The organism is Sphingobacterium prati, assembly GCF_013167215.1.
Lineage (GTDB): Bacteria > Bacteroidota > Bacteroidia > Sphingobacteriales > Sphingobacteriaceae > Sphingobacterium > Sphingobacterium prati.
Window position 1 is genome coordinate 105,140 of the sequence record NZ_JABJWY010000016.1, and the last position, 23,162, is coordinate 128,301.

11 protein-coding genes are annotated in these 23,162 nt (G+C 42.9%); 10 read left to right on the forward strand and 1 reads right to left on the reverse strand.

The features are described 5' to 3' along the window. Positions 1–228: 228 nt before the first annotated feature. From HPC41_RS04200 to HPC41_RS04215, 4 genes are read left to right on the forward strand one after another with little or no spacing between them, the layout of a single operon-like run. Positions 229–3,327 carry a SusC/RagA family TonB-linked outer membrane protein gene (locus HPC41_RS04200; RefSeq protein ID WP_216660652.1) on the forward strand — a complete coding sequence of 1,033 codons (3,099 nt, stop codon included), beginning with the start codon at positions 229–231 and terminating at the stop codon, positions 3,325–3,327. Between the two features lie 12 nt (positions 3,328–3,339). Next, the gene (locus tag HPC41_RS04205; RefSeq protein WP_172392725.1) at positions 3,340–4,884 is read left to right on the forward strand and encodes a RagB/SusD family nutrient uptake outer membrane protein; all 1,545 of its coding nucleotides are present in this window, start codon (positions 3,340–3,342) and stop codon (positions 4,882–4,884) included. A gap of 23 nt (positions 4,885–4,907) precedes the next feature. After that, on the forward strand, positions 4,908–5,675 hold the full coding sequence (locus tag HPC41_RS04210; protein ID WP_172392726.1) for a hypothetical protein: 768 nt from the start codon (positions 4,908–4,910) through the stop codon (positions 5,673–5,675). Between the two features lie 25 nt (positions 5,676–5,700). Continuing rightward, positions 5,701–7,164 carry a polysaccharide lyase 6 family protein gene (locus HPC41_RS04215; protein WP_172392727.1) on the forward strand — a complete coding sequence of 488 codons (1,464 nt, stop codon included), beginning with the start codon at positions 5,701–5,703 and terminating at the stop codon, positions 7,162–7,164. A gap of 45 nt (positions 7,165–7,209) precedes the next feature. Here HPC41_RS04215 and HPC41_RS04220 read toward each other — a convergent pair whose 3' ends face one another. After that, the gene (locus tag HPC41_RS04220) at positions 7,210–9,939 is read right to left on the reverse strand and encodes a DUF5695 domain-containing protein (protein WP_216660653.1); all 2,730 of its coding nucleotides are present in this window, start codon (positions 9,937–9,939) and stop codon (positions 7,210–7,212) included. Between the two features lie 574 nt (positions 9,940–10,513). Here HPC41_RS04220 and HPC41_RS04225 point away from each other — a divergent pair. From HPC41_RS04225 to HPC41_RS04250, 6 genes are all read left to right on the forward strand, one after another. After that, complete coding sequence (locus tag HPC41_RS04225; protein WP_216660654.1) at positions 10,514–12,283, forward strand: DUF885 family protein; 1,770 nt, start codon at positions 10,514–10,516, stop codon at positions 12,281–12,283. Between the two features lie 15 nt (positions 12,284–12,298). Then, positions 12,299–13,735 carry an APC family permease gene (locus HPC41_RS04230; RefSeq protein WP_172392728.1) on the forward strand — a complete coding sequence of 479 codons (1,437 nt, stop codon included), beginning with the start codon at positions 12,299–12,301 and terminating at the stop codon, positions 13,733–13,735. An 83-nt stretch (positions 13,736–13,818) separates the two neighbouring features. Continuing rightward, positions 13,819–16,062, forward strand: coding sequence for a S9 family peptidase (locus HPC41_RS04235; RefSeq protein WP_172392729.1), 2,244 nt, complete (start codon positions 13,819–13,821; stop codon positions 16,060–16,062). A 139-nt stretch (positions 16,063–16,201) separates the two neighbouring features. Next, a complete protein-coding gene (locus tag HPC41_RS04240; RefSeq protein ID WP_172392730.1) occupies positions 16,202–19,267 on the forward strand; it encodes a beta-L-arabinofuranosidase domain-containing protein in 3,066 nt (1,021 codons plus the stop codon). Between the two features lie 112 nt (positions 19,268–19,379). Beyond that, a complete protein-coding gene (locus HPC41_RS04245) occupies positions 19,380–19,685 on the forward strand; it encodes a hypothetical protein (RefSeq protein ID WP_172392731.1) in 306 nt (101 codons plus the stop codon). A 278-nt stretch (positions 19,686–19,963) separates the two neighbouring features. Then, positions 19,964–23,155, forward strand: a complete 3,192-nt coding sequence (locus HPC41_RS04250; RefSeq protein WP_216660656.1) for a SusC/RagA family TonB-linked outer membrane protein — start codon at positions 19,964–19,966, stop codon at positions 23,153–23,155. The last annotated feature ends 7 nt before the right edge of the window (positions 23,156–23,162 follow it).

Sequence of the window (23,162 nt, forward strand, 5' to 3'; positions counted from 1 at the left end):
TTTGGGCATAAATGACCAATTTTTACTGCTAAAAAGAACAAAATTTACCCTCTTGTATACGACGAACTGCTCGATATTTGGGTATAACGAATTATAAACAATAACCAATTAAGGAATTTAAGTTGAATCAGCTAGAAACGTTGATCGGCGTTGACGCTGAGTTAAACTGAAGCTGTAATAAAGCTGAATACCTTTGAATAATAATAACCAATTAATAGTATCTATCTTATGATGAAAAGTATCACAAAAATGGGGTGCTTGGTACTCTGCCTATTTGTTATAATGGGAAGTATGGGTTTACCGCTTTTTGCTCAACAAGATGTCCGAATTTCAGGCAAAGTGAGCAACAGCAAAGGTGAAGCGCTACAAGGAGTGAGTGTCCGGGTTAAAGGGAAGAACCAGGGAACAAGCACAGATGCCGCAGGGAAATACCAGATAGCGGCTGCACCGGCAGCAATTCTGGTTTTTAGCCAGGTAGGCATGAAAGTGGAAGAAAGAACAGTCGGCAGCCAACGGCAGATTGATGTACAACTGGGTGAAAATGAGAATGCACTGGATGAGATCGTCGTTACTGGCTATGGTAGCGTAGCCAAAAAGAGAGATTTAACTGGAGCGATTTCTTCAGTAAACGCGAAAAAAATTCAGGAAAGACAACCCGTTAATCTATTTGATGCCTTACAAGGACAAGCAGCTGGTGTACTTATTGTTAATGATGGTGGTGGCGCTCCTGGTGCAACAGGATCGATTCAGGTACGCGGTACATCAACGCTAAATGGTGGTAATGGTCCTTTATATTTGGTGGATGGTGTTATCAATCCGGATGGCGCAAATATTAATCCTACGGATATCGAAAACATCGAAGTGTTAAAAGATGCTGCATCTGCCTCCATCTATGGATCGCGTGCAGCGAATGGCGTTATTTTGATCACAACCAAGCGCGGGGCAGAAGGGAAACCTTTGATTAATGTCAATTATAACCATCTCTTTGGCCGTTTGGCGCATTATATTCCCGTGAGTAATTCGGCTGAAGTGCGCGAATTTAGGAACATACAAGGGCAGAATAGCAATATTGACTCGCTGAATCCAAGCTTTAACGCGGATAACGATCTCCAAAAATTGCTTCTAGGCAATCTTGCACAAAAGAAAGAAATCAAGTTAAGTATAGGTGGCGGCCAAAAAAATCTCCGTTATTATAGCAGTCTAAATTATTTGGATGATAAGTCTATTATCTTGAATAGTTATGCAAAACGTTTGCAGTCGCGGATCAATGTGGAATATCAAGCCTCATCAAAACTGAGATACGCGAATAATATCTCCTTTGCCTGGCAAAAAGGCAATTCCATTCCAATTGCCAATACGGTGCGCGTCGTGATGGACAGGCCGGCGTATTCGTTGATTTACTATCCTGACGGATCATTAACAAGTTATATCGGATCTAAACGAAATCCTATTGCGAATGCATTGTATGAACAGAACATGAGTGAGACGTATTCCGGTCAATTCAATAATCAATTGGACTATCAGTTGATGAATGACCTCAAACTGACGACTTTATTTAATGCACGGTTGGATAATTTGCAAAATACAGGTTTTTCACCGCGTTTTATATCGGCTAATAAAGACCAAAATAGTGGATCGAACGAATTTACCAAGACTTTCACTTGGGAATTCCAGGCATTTGCCAATTACAATAAAACATTTGCAACGGACCATAATGTATATGCCCTGTTAGGATTTAGCGCTGATCGTAGACGTTTTGATCGTTTCCATTCTGAATATTTGAACAGTGTAAACGAAGAGGTCTTGGTCACATTTCCGGATTATCTGACCTCCTCCAAGACGTATACATCAGCGACAGCAAATGCAACAGCTTCGATATTTAGTCGAATTGGTTATAACTATAAGAGCCGTTACCTCTTCCAGGCCTCGTACAGAAGAGACGGTTCTTCAAGATTTGGTCCGAGCAACAAATGGGGAAACTTTTTCTCAGGATCTGCCGCTTGGCGTTTTTCGGATGAAAACTTTATGAAATGGACTAAGCCGGCATTACAGGATGCGAAACTGCGCTATAGTTTTGGCCAGCTTGGAAATGATAAGATCGGGGATTACGAATCTTATGCTAAGGTAGCATTTGGTGGCAATTATAATGGTGTGGGCGGAGCGGCAATGACCCCGACTTTAGGTAATTATCTGATTAAATGGGAAATGACGACACAGAACAATGTGGGGCTAGATCTTACCTTTCTCAATGGAAGATTGGGCTTTACCGCTGATTACTATGTGAAAACCACAACGGATCTGTTATATCCGAGAGAACTACCTAAAGAAACCGGATACACAAAGCTTCAGGTGAATGTGGGATCGATCCGAACCCGGGGAATGGAGTTTGTCGTCACTGCCCGGCCGATCGTCAAGCCTAACTTTACCTGGGAAATCAATGGAAATATCTCCTTTGAACGAGGTAAGGTTGTGAAATTGGCGGACGGTGTTCCTTTCTTTCCGGGTAATAAATGGTATCTCGAAGAGGGGGGACGTATTGGTAATTTTTACGGATGGCGTAATCTCGGTGTATATGCCTGGGATGAATCCAATGCCTATAACGACAACTGGGATAAATTGACGCTTGTGCTTGACGACCAGGGAAAACCATTGTACCGCGATGGTAAACCTGTATATACTTCAGGTGGCCAAAATTATGAAGGTACAGTGCATCACCTTTATGCTCCCGATGGCAAGCTGAAAGGTGGGGATGCCGAATGGCTCAACAGCAAACGCGATAGCTTGATCAATGACGATGACCGTATGATCCTAGGCAATCCTACCCCTGATTTTTACTTTGGTTTTATGCAGACATTTACTTACAACCGATTTTCTTTAAATGTACTGTTCAACGGTGCAATCGGCGGAGAAGTGTACAATGCTTTGTTACAGCGTCAGAACTATCCTTCCAATACAGGCGCGGGATCACCGGATATGGTGTATAATGTATGGCGGAAACTGGGCGATGAGGCCAAGTATCCCTACTATCCTGAGCGAAACAATCGTGGAAACATGAAAACCAACCAAAATAGCCTGTATATCGAAGATGCTTCCTTTATTCGGCTTGCCAGCGCGCGTCTGGCCTATAATTTTAGTCCACGATTGGCCAATAAATTGAAAATGAAAGGCCTCACAACGTATATCTATGGAACAAATTTGTTGACCTGGACGAACTACCGCGGCTATGATCCTGAATTCAGTACCTCAAACCCGCTAACACCGGGTGAGGATGACGGCCGTTATCCTAGAAGAAGGGAATTTGGCTTCGGTGTAAATGTTAATTTTTAGAAGATTTTAATTATGTACAAAATAAAAATTTTAGCAGCATTACTTTTTTTAGGCACTTTGGGCGCTTGCAATAAGTTTCTGGATGAAAAGCCTCTTTCAGATGGGACATTGGATCAACATTACAAAAACCTATATGATGTACAGGCGGCAATGGCTGGTATGTATAGTGCTTTTCAGCTTGAAATGGTCGGTAAAGATCAATATAGTGAGAAATATCTTTACTGGGGAGAATATCGGTCAGACAATTTTGATCGCTTTATTAGTTATACCAAGGACTATGTGGATGAAATCGTGTTAAACAGTATCACGCCTTCCAATGATTTTTCAGATTGGAGCGGGCTGTATACAACCATAGGACGGGCAAATAACAATATTAAATATATTCCCCAGGCAGCTCAATTGGATAGTCGGATCACAACGGCCATGCAAAACGATTTCTTGGCACAAAGTTATGCACTTCGCGCGATGTCTTACTTTTATATCGTCCGTGTATGGGGGGACGCACCTATTTGGTTGGAACCCTATGAAGATGTGGAAAAGCCCGCGGAAAGAGCGCGTGAACCAAAAGATAAAATCATAAAAGATTTGATTATCCCGGATTTGGAAAATGCCTATTCCTTGACTACAAAAAACGCCAAAAGCCCCTTATGGACAATCGGCGAAGCTGGAATATGTGCGATCCTGGCTGATGTATACATGTGGCAGGGAGATCATGAAAATGCAATAAAGTGGATAGAAAAATTATTCTTGGCCAAGTCGCCGACCAACGCCGTTTATGCGGGCTTAAACGAAACCAACTTACAGGATGCAGCATCCTGGAAAACGATCTTTACAAATCCATCGTCCAGCAAAGAGACGATTTGGAGTATCCATTGGGATTACCTGAAAAATGGCTGTGCCTGCATGCAGACTTCCTGGACGGCAAATAACAAGCAGGTGATTGTGGATGAGGGGATCTGGACAAGTTGGTTCCTGCCACAGACGACAGCAACCCCAAGTCCGGATATTCGGCCAAAACAAACGCTGGATGTCTATTTTGGTATGCCAAGCAATAAACGGGATCGATTTATAAAATGGTATCCAACAGAAACAAACCCGACCAAGGCGGATCCCTGGCCGGCAACAAATCAATTGCTTCCGGTCTATCTGACCATGTACCGACTGAGTGACATCTATCTGCTGTATGCAGAAGCTTTGAATAGACGTGGCGATCGGGAACAAGCTATTAAATACGTAAATTTTGTGCGTAAACGAGCGCAACTGCCAGTATATGATGTGAGTGCACCTGAATTGGCAACCTCTTATGCGCTGGAAACCGCAATCCTGAACGAGCGGCAGCTGGAGCTTTTTGGAGAAGGAAAGAGATGGTTTGATCTGGTCAGAACAAATCGTGTCAAGGAAGTGATGGATCCTATTCTGAAACGTAGGCAGGAGGATGCCGGAAACCTGGAAATGCCGGGATTCTTGGACCCTCAAAATAGAGCCTATTGGCCATTGAATCGAAATGTTTTGAATTCCAATAGTTTATTGGTTCAAAACCCAGGATATACAGATTAGTAGGAGACGTAGAAAAAGAAATTATGAAAAGAAATTTTAACATCAAGTGGATACAGGTAGGGGCGATGCTTCTGACCTTATTGACAACAGGCTGTTCCCTCTTCGATATGGAATTGCAGGAAAATTACGACTACGAACATAAAACGCTGGATCCTAATATGGGCATTAGTGCGAAGAAATTTTTAGAAGATCGTTCTTATGGAACGCCCGAGAAGCCAACAGATACAGTCTTCAAGTGGATGCGTATGGGGATGGAGTATGCGGATATCGATCTGAATGAGTTTGAAAAATCCGATCGGACATTTATATTTTTACATAATGATGCGGTCAAAATTTGGGATGCCAAGACAAAAAAAGTGACCGGCGGACTTTTCTTTGATTTTCCTATTGTGACCGGTATGGATGGTGCCGGTACACCGCTGACCAGGCCCGCTACGAAGTGGGAAGATTATAGCAAAGAAGATGTACGGAATTATTTTCTTTACCTCATTTTGGAGGGCAAATATAACTTTGCTGATCTGAGTATCAATAATGTGAAAGCAAAGACGCTGTTGCCAGCCAATACTGTAGCGAGTAAAGGATCTTTACTGGGCTACCTGAACGAAGGGAAAGGTTTTGATCAGGAGGGAGCGATGTATTTAAAATTGGTCAATAATAATGACCTTGCGCCGATTCAGATTAATAACAAAACCACTAATAGATCTGGCGGATATGGTGTTACTAATGGCGTGGTCCATGTATACGGTGTAAAGGGAAATACCACCGTTTATCCTTTTAGTTCCCTGCAGTAATTAAACACCTTAAATAAACTTAACTATGATCAGGAAAAAATCAGTCTTTGCTTCCCTATTACTTTTATTGGTGATCGGTAGCAGCTGTGAAAAACCGGCTGCGGTAAAATTAAAGTTAAATGGTATCGCCTGCGCGCAATGTCATACCATTCAATCTGCAGCCGAGCTGCAAGCGCTAAGTCTTCAGCCCGGAGATACAGTGATCATGAAATCGGGGCAATGGACCAATCAGGAACTTACATTTAACGCTCAGGGAACCAGTCAGCAGCCTATTGTATTGATGGCCGAACAACCGGGGGCAGTGTTTATGGAAGGAACTTCCTCCATCAGTATTACAGGAAAATGGCTCGTGGTGAGTGGACTTGTTTTTCAGAATGGCTATACTTCAGGCAAAAACGTCGTTGATTTCACGTCCTCGTCCTCAAATTGCCGCTTAACGAATACAGCAATTGTGGATTACAATCCGCCTACTGTAACAACAGACTATCGTTGGGTGTCCATCAATGGATCCAACCATCGTGTCGACCATTGTTATCTCAAAGGCAAAGCTCATCAGGGCCCTACAATGGTTGTGTGGGGAACGAGCAAAACGATGAAACATCGGATTGATCATAATTTCTTTGGTGAACGGGCGGCATTACCAAACAATGGGGGCGAGACCATCCGTATCGGTACAAGTGATTGGTCTATGACAAGTGCATTTACGACCATTGAAGATAATATCTTTCAACGTTGCAATGGGGAAACAGAAATTATCTCCAACAAAATGGGGGCGGATACCATCCGTAACAATTTCTTCTACGAGAGTCAGGGAACGCTGTGTCTGAGACATGGAAATGGCTCTGCGGTCTACGGTAACTATTTCGTCGGTAATGGTATCAGTGCCGCAGGTGGAATTCGTATTATAGGCGAGGATCATATCGTCTACAACAATTATTTTCAGAATATGGCTGGAACAGGGCAAAAAGCACCTTTGGCTGTAATGGATGGCGTACCAAATTCACCCTTGAGCGGTTATTTTCAGGTCAAACGTGTGAAGGTGGTGGCCAATACCATGATCAAATGCCAACAATCTTTTGATATCGGTTCGGGAAAGGGGGGAAACAATCGTACCTTACCGCCAACAGATGGGCATATTGCAAATAATGTGGTTTCACAGGCTTCGCAGTCAACCATGCTGACCTTTACAGACCAGCCCATTAACTTTGTTTATCAAGGAAATATCGTATTTGATGTGCCGACAAGCCAACAGCTACCTGCCGGCTTCAGCCGTCAGAATCCTCAATATACATTGACGACCGATGGCATTTATGAACCAACCAGCAATAGTCCGGTATTAGGAGCTTTTGTTGGTAATTATCCTTTCGCTACAGCGGCCGATGCCGGAGCTCCTAAGCTGGACAACAAACATCGGGATTTATTGAAAGCGCAAAATATAGGTCCTGGATTTATGACAGGACTGGGAAATAGCTTGGTTATCAATCCATAAGAAAAGGTGCCCATTTTATCGGGCACCTTTTGCTTTTCACGTTATTTATTTTGATTTTGTCAGGATGACCGTTTTCGTTGACAAGGGGATACGATATCGACCATGGTCATCTTTGTGCATACCTTTTATCTCATAGCCACTTTCGGGATTTATGTTGAGTAAAACATGCGTATTATGCTCCTGATTCCCTATGTGAAAATGTAAGACAATGCTTCTATCCTTCAGCTGGTAAGTGAGACGCTCAATTTCCCCGGCATCGGTTGTGAGCCAAAGTTGTTCTTTTGCTAGAAAAATTCGGCCCCGAGAGGCTGTTGTTATAGCAACGTCTACAGTTTTCTTGTTCGCTTTGAGGTTGCCACTGAATGCCAGCCATCCAAATTCGGGATGTTCGAAAATATAGGTTCCAGAGTTGACTGCATAGCCATAGAATCCCGTACCATAGTCTCCACTGATTCCATCATTTGCCAATGTGCTCGGATAAGAATGGAATGCTGCTGGGCCAAAACCATCTTCCGTAACATTGGCAAGCGCTCCCATCATGCCTGCGTGTCCGATTCGCAGTAGGTAGAAATCTTCGGGATGACGGCGAAATTCTGTCAGAACGGGGATCGCATTGAGTGCAGAACCGTAATGATGCAATTGACGCTCAATGCGCGACAACTTTCCGCCGTAAACAAAGTCCCAATAGCGTCTGGCACTGCCGTTGTAACCCCAGTGCGGCACCGTTGGCATATAGGCAAGGATAGCGTTGAGCGTCACCTGGGCTTTTTCATCGAATCCAAAGAAGCGTGACCACAGGTAGACTTCTTCCTGGCCGGTGGAGTCCCAAGGCATTTCACTGCCAAATGGATAATTGAGTGTTTTCCAATGTTCGGCTCGTTTACGCATCGCTGCCTCCAATTGATCCGCTCGCGTCATCATCCCTTCCCTGCGGAGATCTTGTAAGATAATCAGGAATATGCTACCTTCCATCTGGCCAAACTGGGCATAATAGGGCGCTTTCTCTACCATTGCTATCGCCGTATTGAAGGCACGGTCCAGATAGGTATCCCATGTTTCTTCCTGTACAAGATTGTTGTAGTTGCGTGCAAGTCGATACATTACCCAGTGTGCAGCGGCAACATGTGGATAGTTATAGGATCTTCCAATATCGTCGGCTTCTTTTTTAGGCCAGGCCGACCAAGTCTTCCAATTAATTTTATCGTCGTAAGTGCCTACTGGTAAAGAATCAGGAGCATAATAAAATAGACTTTTTACTACACCGTATTTTTGTGCACCCGAAGCATGCTGGATACGGCCATACATGGTTTCGTTGACAAAATGCTTAAGCTTTTCAATCTCCTGTTGGTCGGGTTGTAGGACCTGTTTCATGATGGCTGCAAGCCAGCTCGCAGCACCTGCTTCGTCGCTTAATCCCGCATACCAAGCTCGTCGTTCTTGCGTAACTTGTTTTTGCTCTTCATAATCGTAAGAAATGACAGCAGGGGAGCGTCCAAATAGATCCTTGTCGTTTTCATACCATTGCTTTGTGGTCAGAAAGTGGCCAAGGTTATTGACGACCTCTTTCTCGGATTTGATGACTTTATAATGTATTGTCTGTTCATTGCCATCCTGATAAGTTACAGTAACGCGTGCGCGCCCCCAACGGTTTCCTTGTACCTCGTATTGTTGCCATTGGCCCGCAGTTTGCTTTAGCTTGCTCAGGGTGAGTGCATGATCAGGGGATACACTAATTTTTTTAATTTCTTTGTTGTGCTTTAGAAAGAGCTTTACTGGATTATCTAATGGTATGACATAGCCTGGAGCGCCAATGGCTACAGGGCGATTGTTTTTAAGCAATTCTGCTTCTATATCCCGGATACTTGGGGCGAGCACAAAGCGAAGTGCAAATACCTTGGAAGCTTTGGGCGCTAATATTGTTGAGGTCGCTTCATTCCATTGTTCTACACCCTTCCATTCTGTTTCGGTATGTGCTTTGGTATGGACCATCCATTCATGAAATCCTTCAAAAGTTATGCTTCGGGGGGTAGGATCGCTATTCAAGGGATTATAGGCTTCAAAACCTGCATTCTCATAAGGCAATACCAATAAGCTTGGTCCGCGTCCATGCAGATGGTTTACTTGGACATAACCCGCATCTTTGCCAATGTAAGGGTCAAAAAAGACGTTCTGGGCGTGGGCTTGATCAAGGCTTTTACCATCCATGTTATTATTGAAAGGAAGCGGGATGCCCAGCGATCCGATTTCTATTGTTTGTTCTGTTGGATTACTGACTTCGAAGCTCAAGATCAGGTCACCACCGATATTCTTCCAGCTCCGGATCACTTTGAGCGGGATACCTCCCAATGTCGGGGAGATATTTGCGGCAGCTAAAGCTGTTCCCGATGCATTGAGGGCGATTACCTCTTTGCGGTCTTTGGCGGATGAGTAAGTAGACCAAGTTGTTTCACCCTGTTTTCTCAAACTGATATTAATATCTCCAAAATGAAAAAAATTATTACGGTCTCTCTTACGCAGCATTTCCACAGGCGTGTAATCGAAGTTGTCGTCTCCGCCTATTTGTTGTAATGCCGCTAAAGTCTGTGAGGAATTTACCACTTTGATCTTCAACTTTTCGAGTCGAAAACTTTTATCTCCTTTGTCAATACCCAATGTTGCTGTTTGTGTTTTGACAGCTTGCCATACGGGATGTTCATCCTGCTGGCCAAAGACCGTGAGGGCAGCATGTAAATATAATAAGGTAAAAAGAAGGTAGTGATTTTTCTTAAAGTTCATGTTCTGTAAGATTTAACAAGTAACGACTTGCTTTATCAGCATTGTCAATTAAGTACAAATATGTGTTATTGAGCCCGTTCTTTATACTTGAAATTTAACCTACGATATTACTTTTTTAGCCTATTTCAGCTAAAATTTGGTTTATCATTTACGAAAATATACATTTAATGTATAAATAACATTTATTACACAGAGGTTGTTGGCGATTGGTAATGCTATCAATTCCATTTTTAGAATGCGTACAATAAGCCGTTTGATCACAAAAGACGTATTAAAAATGCTTGGATCTGAAGGCAGAGGTCAATATCCAATAAGTAATGATCAAAAGTCGGTTAGTTAAGTTGTCCATCAGTTGCTTTCTTTGATAAAGAAAAATAAACATAACTCAAGTGAGTAAAAAGACAGTACCTATAAAATGTTTATGTATTTTATGACTTTAACACAGGCAACTGATCAACTGATTTGATAATAAAAGTCCGTGGACAATCGGGAACTTATTTTGTTGGAGATATTTGACGAGCTATAAAAATGCAAATACGACAGATTTCAATAACGCTAACAATAAACTTAAACAATGATAAACACTGACCTTAAAGTAAAGCCATGTGTTGGTCTAGGTATACTCTGTATGGCAGTGCCAATGACATTAAATGCACAAAAAATGGACTTGTTTCAACACACCACGCCGATTGAACCCTACGTTGTTCAGTATGAACATGATCTGCAGGCAGTAAATTATTTTTATGGGCCTATGCCGAAAGGCTGGGGCTTCCAACAAGCTAGCCCGTCTCCTGAACAAATTAATAGATTAATCACTTTGGATAAGTCGTATCTGGCCAAATTAAAAGCTTTTGACTATAATCAGTTGAATACAAATGGACAGGTAGACTATATCCTGTTAAACCGAAAGATCTTACGCCATCAACAAGAACTAAATGACGAGATGAATGCTTATCATCGGCTCAAATCTTATTTGCCATTTGCAGATAGCATCTTTCAGTTTGAACAAAAACGCAGAAGGGGTACTTTTGTAGAAGGCAAAGCGATTGCAACAATGCTTGAACAGGCAAGTGAATCGGTATTGCGGGAGACAAAAGCGCTGGTGCAGAAACCTGCAATTGATGCCAATGATGTAAGCTATTTAGTCAGTATGGTTGAGTCTTTACAGAAGCGTCTGCAAAGCTCATTTGATTTCTATAATGGTTATGATCCCAATTTTACATGGTGGGTGCCCAAATCTTACGAAGGCCTTGATGCAGCGCTGGTAGCTTATAAAGAAGCGCTTCAAAGTAAAAGCAACTGGAAGGTTTTTGATGACGGAAGCAATATAGGTGGCAGACCGATCGGTAAGGCGGTACTCAATAAAAAGCTAAAAGATGAAATGATTGCCTATGATGCCGACGACTTATTGAAGATTGCCGATAAGGAATGGAAATGGTGTGTAGCTGAGTTATTGAAGGCATCTCAGGAAATGGGATTTGGCGACGATTGGAAAGCGGCACAAGAAAAGGTCAAAAATACGTATGTGGCTGAGGGCAGACAACCTGATCTTATCAATGCATTGTATGCCAGGGCACAGGACTTCATAAAAGCACATAACTTGATCGATATTCCCGAATTGGCGGATGAGACTTGGGGAATGATTATGATGACTCCTGAACGGCAATTGGTCAATCCTTTTTTTACGGGCGGTCGTGAGATCAGTATTTCTTATCCGACAAATACAATGACTTACGAGCAGAAGATGATGAGTATGCGGGGAAATAATCCACATTTCTCTTTGGGAACGGTTCAGCACGAGCTTAATCCAGGTCACCATCTGCAGTATTTTATGAATAAAAGATATAAACCCTACCGTGAACAGAGCTTTAATACACCTTTTTGGACGGAGGGCTGGACTTTGTACTGGGAATTGCTCTTGTATCGGATGGGATTTGCAAAAACACCAGAAGAACGTATTGGTGTCTTGTTTTGGCGAATGCACCGTTGTGCACGTATCACGTTCAGTATCAAATTTCATCTAGGCGAATGGACACCACAGCAATGTATCGATTATCTTGTGGATCAGGTAGGACACGAACCGGCAAATGCGCATGGTGAGGTAAAACGCTCCTTCGAGGGGTCTTACGATCCTTTATATCAACTTGCTTATATGATAGGGGGCCTACAATTATTGAGTATCAGCGATGAGCTGGTGGGCAAGGGTAAAATGTCTTATAAAGATTTTCATGATCGCGTTATCAAAGAAAATTATATGCCTATGGAAATGCTAAGGGCGATATTGACTGATCAACATCTTGACGCCAACCACCAGACAAAATGGAAATTTTACAACTTTGACTAAACACCTTCCTAGATTATGGATACAAACACGCGGAATCAAGAATTTAAGAAATCGTTGGGACTATTGGATGCCACGATGTTAGTTGCTGGAAGTATGATCGGATCAGGGATATTTATCGTATCCTCAGATATTGCCCGCCATACTGGGGCTGCGGGTTGGTTAATGGTCGTATGGTTGATCTGTGGGTTTATGACTTTGGCTGCGGCGTTGAGTTATGGTGAATTGAGCGCAATGTTTCCCAAAGCTGGCGGACAGTACGTTTACCTCAAAGAGGCTTATGGCCCCTTGGTGAGTTTTACTTTTGGCTGGACCTTTTTTGCCGTCATCCAAACGGCAACAATTGCAGCTGTGGGGGTGGCATTTTCAAAATTCACCGCGTATTTATTTCCTGTTCTGGATGAAGATGTGTATCTACTTGTTTTAGGAAACTATCATGTCTCCTCCGCCCAGCTGTTGGCGATAGTAGTCATATTATTTTTGACATTTATTAACACCAGAGGTGTACAAAATGGTAAAACATTACAGACAGTACTTACCTTGATTAAAATATTGAGTTTGATTTTGTTGGTGTTATTTGGTTTTGCAGCTTTTGATCTTAATGTGTGGGAGCAGAATTGGTCGGCAGGCGCTCGGTGGGATTTGCATCGCTTGAATGCTGATGGCTCAATAGCAAGTTATTCGTTGTTTGGTACTTTTGCTGCGATGTCCGCAGCACTGGTAGGTGCCTTATTCAGTAGTGATTCTTGGCATTCCTCATCTGCTGTGGCAGGAGAAATAAAAAATCCTCAACGTAATATTGGACTCAGCTTAGCATTGGGGACAGGTATTGTGACCTTCATCTATATTCTGACCAACTTGATGTATACTGGAATATTGACGGTCGAAGGGATGGCAAGTGCCCCCAAAGATCGTGTAGCGATGGTAGTGGCTCAAGAGATATTCGGACCTTTTGGTATAACCATTTTAGCCATAATGATTATGATAAGCACTTTTGGATGTAACAATGGACTAATTTTGGCGGGAGCTCGAATTTATTACTCCATGGCTAAAGATGGTTTATTTTTTAAAAAGACAGGCCGTTTAAACAATCGGGCGGTGCCGGCTTATGCACTTTGGCTGCAAGGAATAATTGCAGGAGTGTGGTGTTTAACCGGTAAATATGGAGATTTACTGGATATGATTACCTGTGTCGTCGTTATCTTTTATGTCATGTGTATAGCTGGGATTTTTTTGCTGCGCAAAAAACGCCCCGAACTTCCGAGGCCCTATAAGGCTTTTGGTTATCCCATAATTCCGGCGGTCTATATCTTGATGGGACTTTCCTTTATCGTTTTACTGGTGATCTATAAACCTCAATTTACCTGGCCGGGGATAATTATTACACTTCTGGGAATCCCCCTCTATTATGTTGTCAAAGGTCGTGGGCATACAAAACAGATCACTGAAATTTGACCAATAAAACGTCTGCAGACTGAAATAAGATTGACCATATAACAATGCAATTGAGATAAATACGAATGAATAACTATTTACATATGAAACTGAAGTTAATAGCTGCCTTATGGATACTCTGCCAGACTTCTGTGATGGCACAGGGGACATTGGATGATTATAGACGGGCGAAGGAAATAAGAGAGTCTTTTGGTAAAGTCTATCAAGTACCACAACAAATTCTTTGGTCAGAAAAAGGAGAGTGCTTTAGCTACCGTGCCACTGCCAAAGGTGGCAAGCTTGAATTATATATCGTTGATGCGGTAGGTAAGAATAAGCTTGTTACCGACATCGCAGAGATTGAAAATCAGCTTAAAGCCGAATTGGGTACTGATGTTAAATTGGGTACCTATTGGGGTAAAGGCACCAAGGTGTTAAATGCACATGAAATTGAATTTGTCGTACAGGAGGTGACTTGGAAATGGGATGCGGCTACACAAAAATTGGTCAATAAAGGAAAGGCTATAGGTAATGCGCTTGATCATAGCGGTGGAGAATATTGGGGGGTACGCAGAGATGACAGCAAGGGCGAAGCCGTTGACTCTCCTGACAAGAAATATACCGCCTATATTAAAAACAATAATATTTATGTGCGTAAAAATGGAGATGTGATGACAGAGAAACAGTTGACATTTGACGGTAGTCCTGGCGAGTATTATAGGTCACAGATACAATGGTCAACGGATTCAAAAAAAATAGCTGTGTCAAAAGTGCGGAAAGCAGAAGTAAGAAAACTTACACTGTTTGAATCCTCTCCGGTTGATCAACTGCAGCCTAAGTTGCAGATAAGGGATTATGTAAAACCTGGGGATGCTTTACCGCAATATTATCCAGCTATCGTCGAAGTGGAGACGGGTAGAATCTTTAGCGTTGATCCAACTCAGGTGACCAATCAGTTTTCCTTATCTAACCTTGCTTGGCGGCCGGACAACAGTGGCATTACCTTTGAATATAATCAACGCGGTCACCAACGCTATGATGTCCTTGAGCTAAGTGCCAATAATGGGAAAACCAAAGTAATTATCTCCGAAACCAGTCCTACTTTCATAGATTATAGTAGCAAAAAGTATAGAAATGATTTGTCGCGTACGCAAGAAATCATCTGGGCTTCGGAACGTGATGGGTGGAACCATCTCTATCTTTTCGACAGCAATACCGGTGCCCTGAAAAACCAGATCACTAAAGGAAATTGGGTCGTGCGAAAAGTGATTTATGTCGACGAAGCAAAAAGAAAAGTGTTTTTTGAGGGGAGTGGGCTAAAGAAAGGTGAGGACCCCTACCTGATTCGTTATTATTCGATCGGACTAGACGGTAAAGGATTGAAGGAATTGACCCCAGAGATGGCAAACCATCAAGCAACCTTTAATAGCGATCACAGTCTGTTTATAGATGTGTATTCTTTAGTCAATCAAGCGCCCAAATCAGTTTTGCGCGATGCATCGGATGGTCGGGTCGTCATGGCGTTAGAAAATGCAGATATCACTGAGCTAGAGGCTGCAGGTTGGAAGGCTCCCGAGGTTTTTAAAGCACTGGCGAGAGACAATAAAACTGATATCTGGGGTATTATCATACGACCCAGGAACTTTGATCCTCAGAAAAAATATCCAGTGATCGAATATATTTATGCTGGACCACATAGTTCTTTCGTGCCAAAAAGCTTTTACGCCAACCCTTCGGGGATGTATGAATTGGCAGAATTGGGGTTTGTCGTGGTGCAAATCGATGGAATGGGAACGTCTAATCGATCCAAGGCATTTCATGATGTAGCGTGGAAAAATTTAAAGGATGCCGGTTTCCCTGACCGCATGGCATGGATGAAATCTGCGGCGTCCAAATACCCTTACATGGATATCGAGCGGGTAGGTATTTATGGTACTTCTGCAGGCGGGCAGTCCGCTACTGGAGCTTTGTTATTCCACCCCGAGTTTTATAAAGTCGGCGTTTCATCCTGTGGTTGTCATGATAACAGAATGGACAAGATATGGTGGAATGAGCAATGGATGGGCTGGCCAATAGGACCTGAATATGCGGCTTGTTCAAATACCGAGAATGCTTACCGCTTACAGGGCAAGCTGATGTTGATCGTAGGTGAGCTAGATGATAATGTAGATCCTGCTTCAACCTACCAATTGGTCAATCAATTGATTAAGCAGGGCAAAGATCATGAGTTTATTATGGTGCCTGGAATGGGGCACGCGTCCGGAGGCGATTTTGGAGAGAAGAAGCGAAGGGACTTTTTCGTCAAGCATCTGCTGGGGGTAAATCCGCCGGCATGGAACCTATATTAAAATACCATCGTAGTCATAAAGTGATCCATTAAAGAATCAAAAGCAGGGTAATATCCAATAATTTTAGGCTAAAATATTTCCATAGTTGGCAATAGATTCTTTTTATTTTTATAAACACATACGAATTAGCTATAATAACATGAAGAGATACAAAATGCTTATACATATTGTCCTTTCAGTAGGTTGCTTTTTAGGGACAATATCCACTAGTCGGGCCCAAGGTGGTGATCAGATTTTGGATGGTATCGGCGAAACAGAAATGATTGCACGCTATCTTTTTAAGGACGATTTAAAAGATTGGTCGAGAAATAACCTCCATGCTACCCATGGTGCTCAGCCAAAATTTGTAAACGACAAGCGATTTGGCAAGGTCTTATCACTTTCTGGAGGAAACAGCGATTTTGTCATGATTCCGGGAGCTGCTTTGGCCGACATGGAATCGTTGAGTATATCCGGGTGGATCTTCTTAAGGTCGAACAAAGCCAATCAGCGCTTTTTTGATTTCGGCAGAAACTCGGAGGCACATTTTACGGTTGCCCCGCTGGGGATTACCGGACAACCTGGGTATCATGCGCTGATTACAGCAGGCGGCGGTACCGAAAAAGCCGCGGTCGCTCCAGCTATTGCATTGAATAAATGGGTATTTCTTACCATTGTGGTGGATATGCCTTCAAGAGCGTTGATCACCTATCTGGACGGCAAGCCTGTGGGCAAAAGCAACGATATACCTAAAGAGTTAAGCGATGTTTTTGGAGCATCTTCGGGCGGTAAAAGGCAGCTCTATCTCGGTAAGTCGCTTTTGGCTGGCGATTCTAACCTAGATGCTATGGTACGCGATTTCCGTATGTATAGGGTTCCGCTCACCGAAAGTCAGGTGTTTGGCATTTTCACGAATGCGCAGCAGGGAAACAGAAATAGCGCAGCAGTGAATGTAAAGGATACGGAAGGAGATCTACCCAGTTTTCCATTAATACAGGCGCAGCTTTATAACGCCTATTTGCTGGCGGTTTCTGATGTGTCGGTAGAGACCGAAGTCGGTGAATTGCCCAGATTGCCAAGCTATGTAAACGGAACCTACAAAGATGGAATACAGGGGCCAAAGGTGCGCGTGCTATGGCCATCGCCGAATGATAACAGTACCGTATTGGAGGCTGGCCGTTATACGGTTATGGGGCAGGTGCCGGGAACAGAGTTACGCGTTAAAGCCATTGTCTCGGTAAAAGGAACAAAAAAATCGGTGGCACCAAGTGCTATGCTTGAACCATTCAGCCTAAGCCAGGTGAGTTTGGAAACCGACGCTGAAAACGAGAAAACAAAATTTATCGAAAACCGAGACAAGTTTATCCGGACATTGGCTACAACCGACCCTAACTCTTTTTTATATATGTTCCGCAATGCATTTGGAATGCCCCAGCCAGCGGGAGCAGAACCCTTAGGCGTGTGGGACAGTCAGGATACCAAACTTCGGGGGCATGCTACAGGACATTACCTAACAGCTATTGCGCAGGCCTATTCAGGTACGGCATATGATAAAGCACTCCAACAGAATTTTGCCGATAAAATGACTTATATGGTCAACACATTATACGAGCTCTCCCAGTTGTCCGGTAAACCGAAAACATCGGGCACTGCCGCTATTTCAGATCCAAGCAATGTGCCCACGGGCCCCGGCAAACAGGATTTCGACTCGGATCTCAGTGAATCGGGTATTCGTACAGACTATTGGAACTGGGGTAAAGGATTTATCAGTGCCTATCCGCCCGACCAATTTATTATGTTGGAAAGAGGTGCTAAATATGGAGGACAGGTAAACCAGATCTGGGCTCCTTATTATACACTGCACAAGATTTTGGCAGGTTTGATTGATATATACGAAGTAAGTGGCAATAAAAAAGCATTGGATGTTGCTGAAGGAATGGCCAACTGGGTGTATACACGCTTGAGTAAACTGCCGCAAGATACACTGATTAAGATGTGGCATACTTACATTGCTGGTGAATTTGGCGGTATGAACGAAACTATGGCGCATCTTTATCGTATTACGAAGCAGGATAAGTATCTGAAGACGGCACGGATGTTTGATAATATCGAGGTCTTTTTTGGAGATGCCCAACATAGCGATGGACTGGCCAAGAATGTTGATACTTTCCGTGGACTCCATGCAAATCAGCACATACCGCAAATCGTGGGAAGTATCGTGATATATGATGTGTCCAATATGCCAGAATACTATAAAGTAGCGGACAACTTCTGGTACAAGGCAGTCAATGATTATATGTATAGTATCGGTGGAGTGGCCGGGGCCCGTAATCCCGCCAACGCCGAAGTTTTTACTGCTGAACCTGCGACCCTCTATGAAAACGGATTTGCGGCAGGTGGACAAAATGAGACCTGCGCAACGTATAATCTATTGAAGTTGACAAGTAATTTGTTTCTTTTTGATCAGCGCGCAGCGTATATGGACTATTATGAGCGGGGGCTATACAACCATATCCTTGCTTCGGTAGCAGAAAACTCGCCTGCGAATACCTACCATGTTCCGCTAAGGCCCGGCTCGGTGAAGCAGTTCGGAAATCCGGATATGAAAGGTTTTACCTGCTGTAATGGCACGGCAATCGAAAGCAGCACCAAACTTCAAAGCGCAATTTACTTCAAGAGTAAAGATGATAAAGCACTTTATGTCAATCTATTTATTCCGTCAACGTTAAACTGGACATCCCGCAATGTGATCATTGAACAGACGACAAGCTTTCCAAAGGACGACCACAGCAAACTGACGATAAAAGGTAACGGCCAATTTGATATCTATGTACGTGTGCCGGGCTGGGCGACCAAAGGATATCAGGTCTCGATCAATGGTAAAGTTGAGAAAGTAAACGCGCAACCAGGTTCTTATGTCAAATTGAGCCGCAATTGGAAAGCTGGAGACGAGATCGCACTGCATATGCCATTTCAATTTCGTCTAGATCCAGTGATGGATCAACAAAATATCGCCAGTTTATTTTATGGGCCTATTCTCTTGGCTGCTCAGGAGCCGGCTGCAAGAAAAGACTGGCGCAAAATCACGCTGGATGCAAAAGATATTGGCAAATCCATTCAAGGAGATCCCAAACGGTTGGAGTTTACCGTGGATGGGGTGCGGTTTAAGCCATTTTATGATACATATGGCCGCCATTCTGTCTACTTGGATGTCACTTTAAATTGATTTATCGATGTATGGCTCAAGACTAGCCCGTAATAGTCATTGCAAAGTCGATTTTGATTAATGAAAGCGATCCGATTTTGCAATACAATATTTTTTTTGTATATTGCTGGTTATGAGTTTTAAAGAAAAATTAGAAAACTGGCGTACGTCAATCAATCGCGCCGGTAGTGGTGAGGAATTGTATATTTTGCTTTTGAACTATAAAAAGTTTATTAACAAAAATTGGATGAACGATTTTGGTGATCCGGGCAACTGGAAATCCGAGCTAAATCAGGTCATCAGCAAAGTAAGAACGAAAGTGGATGTAGCAGACATCCGACATTGTGAGGATCTGTCATCTTATCAAGATGATGCTAGACAAACTGCACATTCGCTCAATCATACCTTAAAATATCATCACTCATTGACAAAAGGGTAGGCTAGGCCTACCCTTTTTTTGTGATTAATTTTAGATAAAAAAATTTCTAGGCGGCATGTATCGTTATTTATTACGGTACATGCCGCCTAGATTTTTATAAACCACCTACATTTCCTAATTCTCCGCTAACACACGAGAGCGCACAAATTATACCCTTATTTTAAAAAATATTTGCGCATGTCAGAAAATGTTTTTACTATTGTAAAGTAGTATAGAATAGTATAGATAAATCATATGCTATACTATCAATAATAACCAATCTATAAGAAGACCAATTTATGATCTACCACATGTATTACCGAATCTGTAAATGGCAGCGATGTAGTCTTGTCTTCCTCTTTATGTTAATAGTTGGCTTTGCACAGGCGCAGACCAAGTCGTTTGACTTAAGAGGAGTTGTATTGGATAGCGTCGGACATTTACCCATTTCCAATGTTACAATTGCCTTTGTGGGAAAAAATGCAGTTGTATCAACGGATGCACAGGGACAATTCCTGATTAAAGATGCGCATATCAACGATCAGCTTGTCTTGACTTCGGTCGGATTTGACCGTAAGACTGTCCAAGTGACGAGTACTGACCGGATGACCATTTACTTAGCCTCATCAAGCTCCAGCTTGGATGAAGTAACTGTTGTGGCTTACGGTACACAGAAAAAAACAAGTATGGTGGCATCCATCACCTCCATCAACCCAAAAGAAATTAAAGGGCCAACGTCTAATCTGACCTCCATGCTGGCAGGTCGGGTGGCGGGATTAATTGCTTACCAGCGGAGCGGGGAACCGGGTAACGACAATGCCTCCTTCTTTATTCGCGGAGTGGGATCCTTTGGTGCAGGGAAAAAAGATCCGCTGATCCTGATCGACGGAATGGAGTCCAATACCACTGCACTAGCACGGTTACAACCAGATGATATTGCTGGCTTTTCAGTGCTGAAAGACGCTGCAGCCTCTTCGTTATATGGTGCTAGAGGTGCGAATGGTGTGGTTTTGGTGAACACCAAAAGTGGTATTGTTGGTAAGGCAAAATTCAATGCACGATTTGAGAATTCCATTTCAACCAACACACGTAATTTTAAATTCGCCGATAATATTACTTATATGAAAATGGCTAATGAGGCCGTGTTGACCAGAGACCCTAAAGGTACGCTACCTTACAACCAAAATAAAATAGACCATACCGAACGGGGAGACGATCCACTTCTTTATCCAAATAACAATTGGATTGACCAATTGATAAAGGATTATACCAACAACCAACGTTTTAATTTTAATGTTACCGGCGGTGGAAATCTTGCACAATACTATGTCGCTGGTACTTTTAATAATGATAAAGGAATTCTACGCTCCGAGAATAGCAACAGTTTTGATAATAACATCAATCTAAAGAACTATTCCTTACGCTCTAATATTACGTTGAACATTACGCCGACAACAATAGGAATTATTCGTACTTCGGCTCAATTTGATGATTATACAGGGCCAATAGGAGGTTATGATAAATGGGGAAATTTGATCAATGGCGGGCAGCGTGTATTTCGTGAGGCAATTTGGTCCAACCCAGTCATGTTCCCCGCAATTTATCCGTCTTCCTATTCTCCATTCGCGACCCACCCGCTTTTCGGAAATAACTTTATTCCAACGACCAAAACGTTATATAACAATCCCTACGCCAATATGGTCAATGGTTTTCAGGAGTATAACAGCTCAACTGTCAATGTGCAATTGGAACTTAAACAGAATTTTGACTTCATTACCAAGGGCTTGTCCGCGCGTTTAATGGCGTATACACAACGCTATTCTTATTTTTCTGTCATGCGGAGCTTTAAACCATTTTATTATAACCTGGTGCGGATCCCGGGGACCAGCGATACAGTTTTAAGCCTGCTCAACGAAAATGAAGGCACGGAATACCTGGATTACAACCAGGGAAATAAAATCTTAAATACGACGACCTATGGTGAGTTTGCTGTCAATTATAATCGTACAATTGCTGACGACCATGATATCACCGGGATGTTGATCGGTATTATCCGCAACTATCAGACGGCCAATGGTGGTGATCTGCAGGCCTCTTTGCCGGCCCGTAACCTGGGTGTGTCAGGCCGGGCAACCTATGCGTACAAAAACCGATACCTTTTTGAGTTCAACTTTGGTTATAACGGTTCCGAACGTTTCTCCAAAGATCATCGTTTTGGCTTCTTCCCCTCTTTTGGTGTGGGATGGAATCTGAATGAGGAAAAGATGTTTGAATTTATGAACCCTGTCGTTTCCCGCTTTAAATTGAGGGCGACCTATGGTCTAGTGGGTAACGATCAGATTGGTAATGATCAAGATCGTTTCTTTTACCTATCGCAAGTCAATCCTAATAATGGAGGTAGAGGGTTCTCTTGGGGTAATAATTGGGATTATACGCGACCTGGTTATTCCATTTCGCGCTATGAAAACCGCAATATTACCTGGGAACGTGCAAAAACTTTCGATGCTGGATTTGACCTGAATCTAAAAAACGGATTGGGAGTTGTGTTTGATTATTATAATTCTACCCGCAGCAATATCCTGATGGCGCGTTCTAATATTCCTTCTACAACTGGCTTTCAGGCCGATATTCAAGCAAATATAGGAAAGGCGCAGAGCAAAGGATTTGACCTGGCGCTGGATTACAACAAGTCTTTTCAAAATACCTGGTGGACACAGCTGCGGGCGAATATGACTTATGCTACCAACAGCCTGCTGGTTAATGAGGAGCCAGATTATCCGGAAAACTTAGCCTATCTGTCCCGATTGGGACATCCGATCAAACAATCGTATGGTCTGATTGCCGAACGCCTTTTTGTGGATGATATCGAAGCGGAGAACTCCCCATTGCAAAATTTTGGTGGTGCGTTTGGAACGATGGGCGGCGATATTAAATACCGAGATATCAATGGTGATGGTAAAATCACCGATTTGGATAAAGTGCCGATCGGTTATCCAACAGATCCACAAATTATTTATGGAATGGGCTTTTCCGTGGGATTCAAGGGTTTTGATGTCAGTGCATTCCTACAGGGCTCGGCGCGTTCTTCATTTTTTATTGATCCGGGAAACATTACGCCTTTTGCCATAAATGGTCCTTATCAGAATGGGTTGTTGCAGCAAGTGGCCAACAGCTACTGGTCTGAAGATAACCAGGACGTAAGGGCACTGTGGCCACGCTTAACGGATGGTTTTAACGCCAATAATAATCAGTTTTCGACCTGGTGGATGCGTAATGGCGCATTCTTACGATTGAAATCTGTTGAATTGGGCTACAATCTACCGAATGAGTTTCTTAACAAATTTAAGATGTCCAATGTGCGTTTTTATGTCAACGCCCTCAACCTTGCCGTGTGGAGCAAATTTAAGATGTGGGATCCTGAAATGGGCGGCGAGGGATTAGGCTATCCTGTGCAGGCCGTATATAACGTCGGTATTAACGTGGGATTTTAAAAGGCAA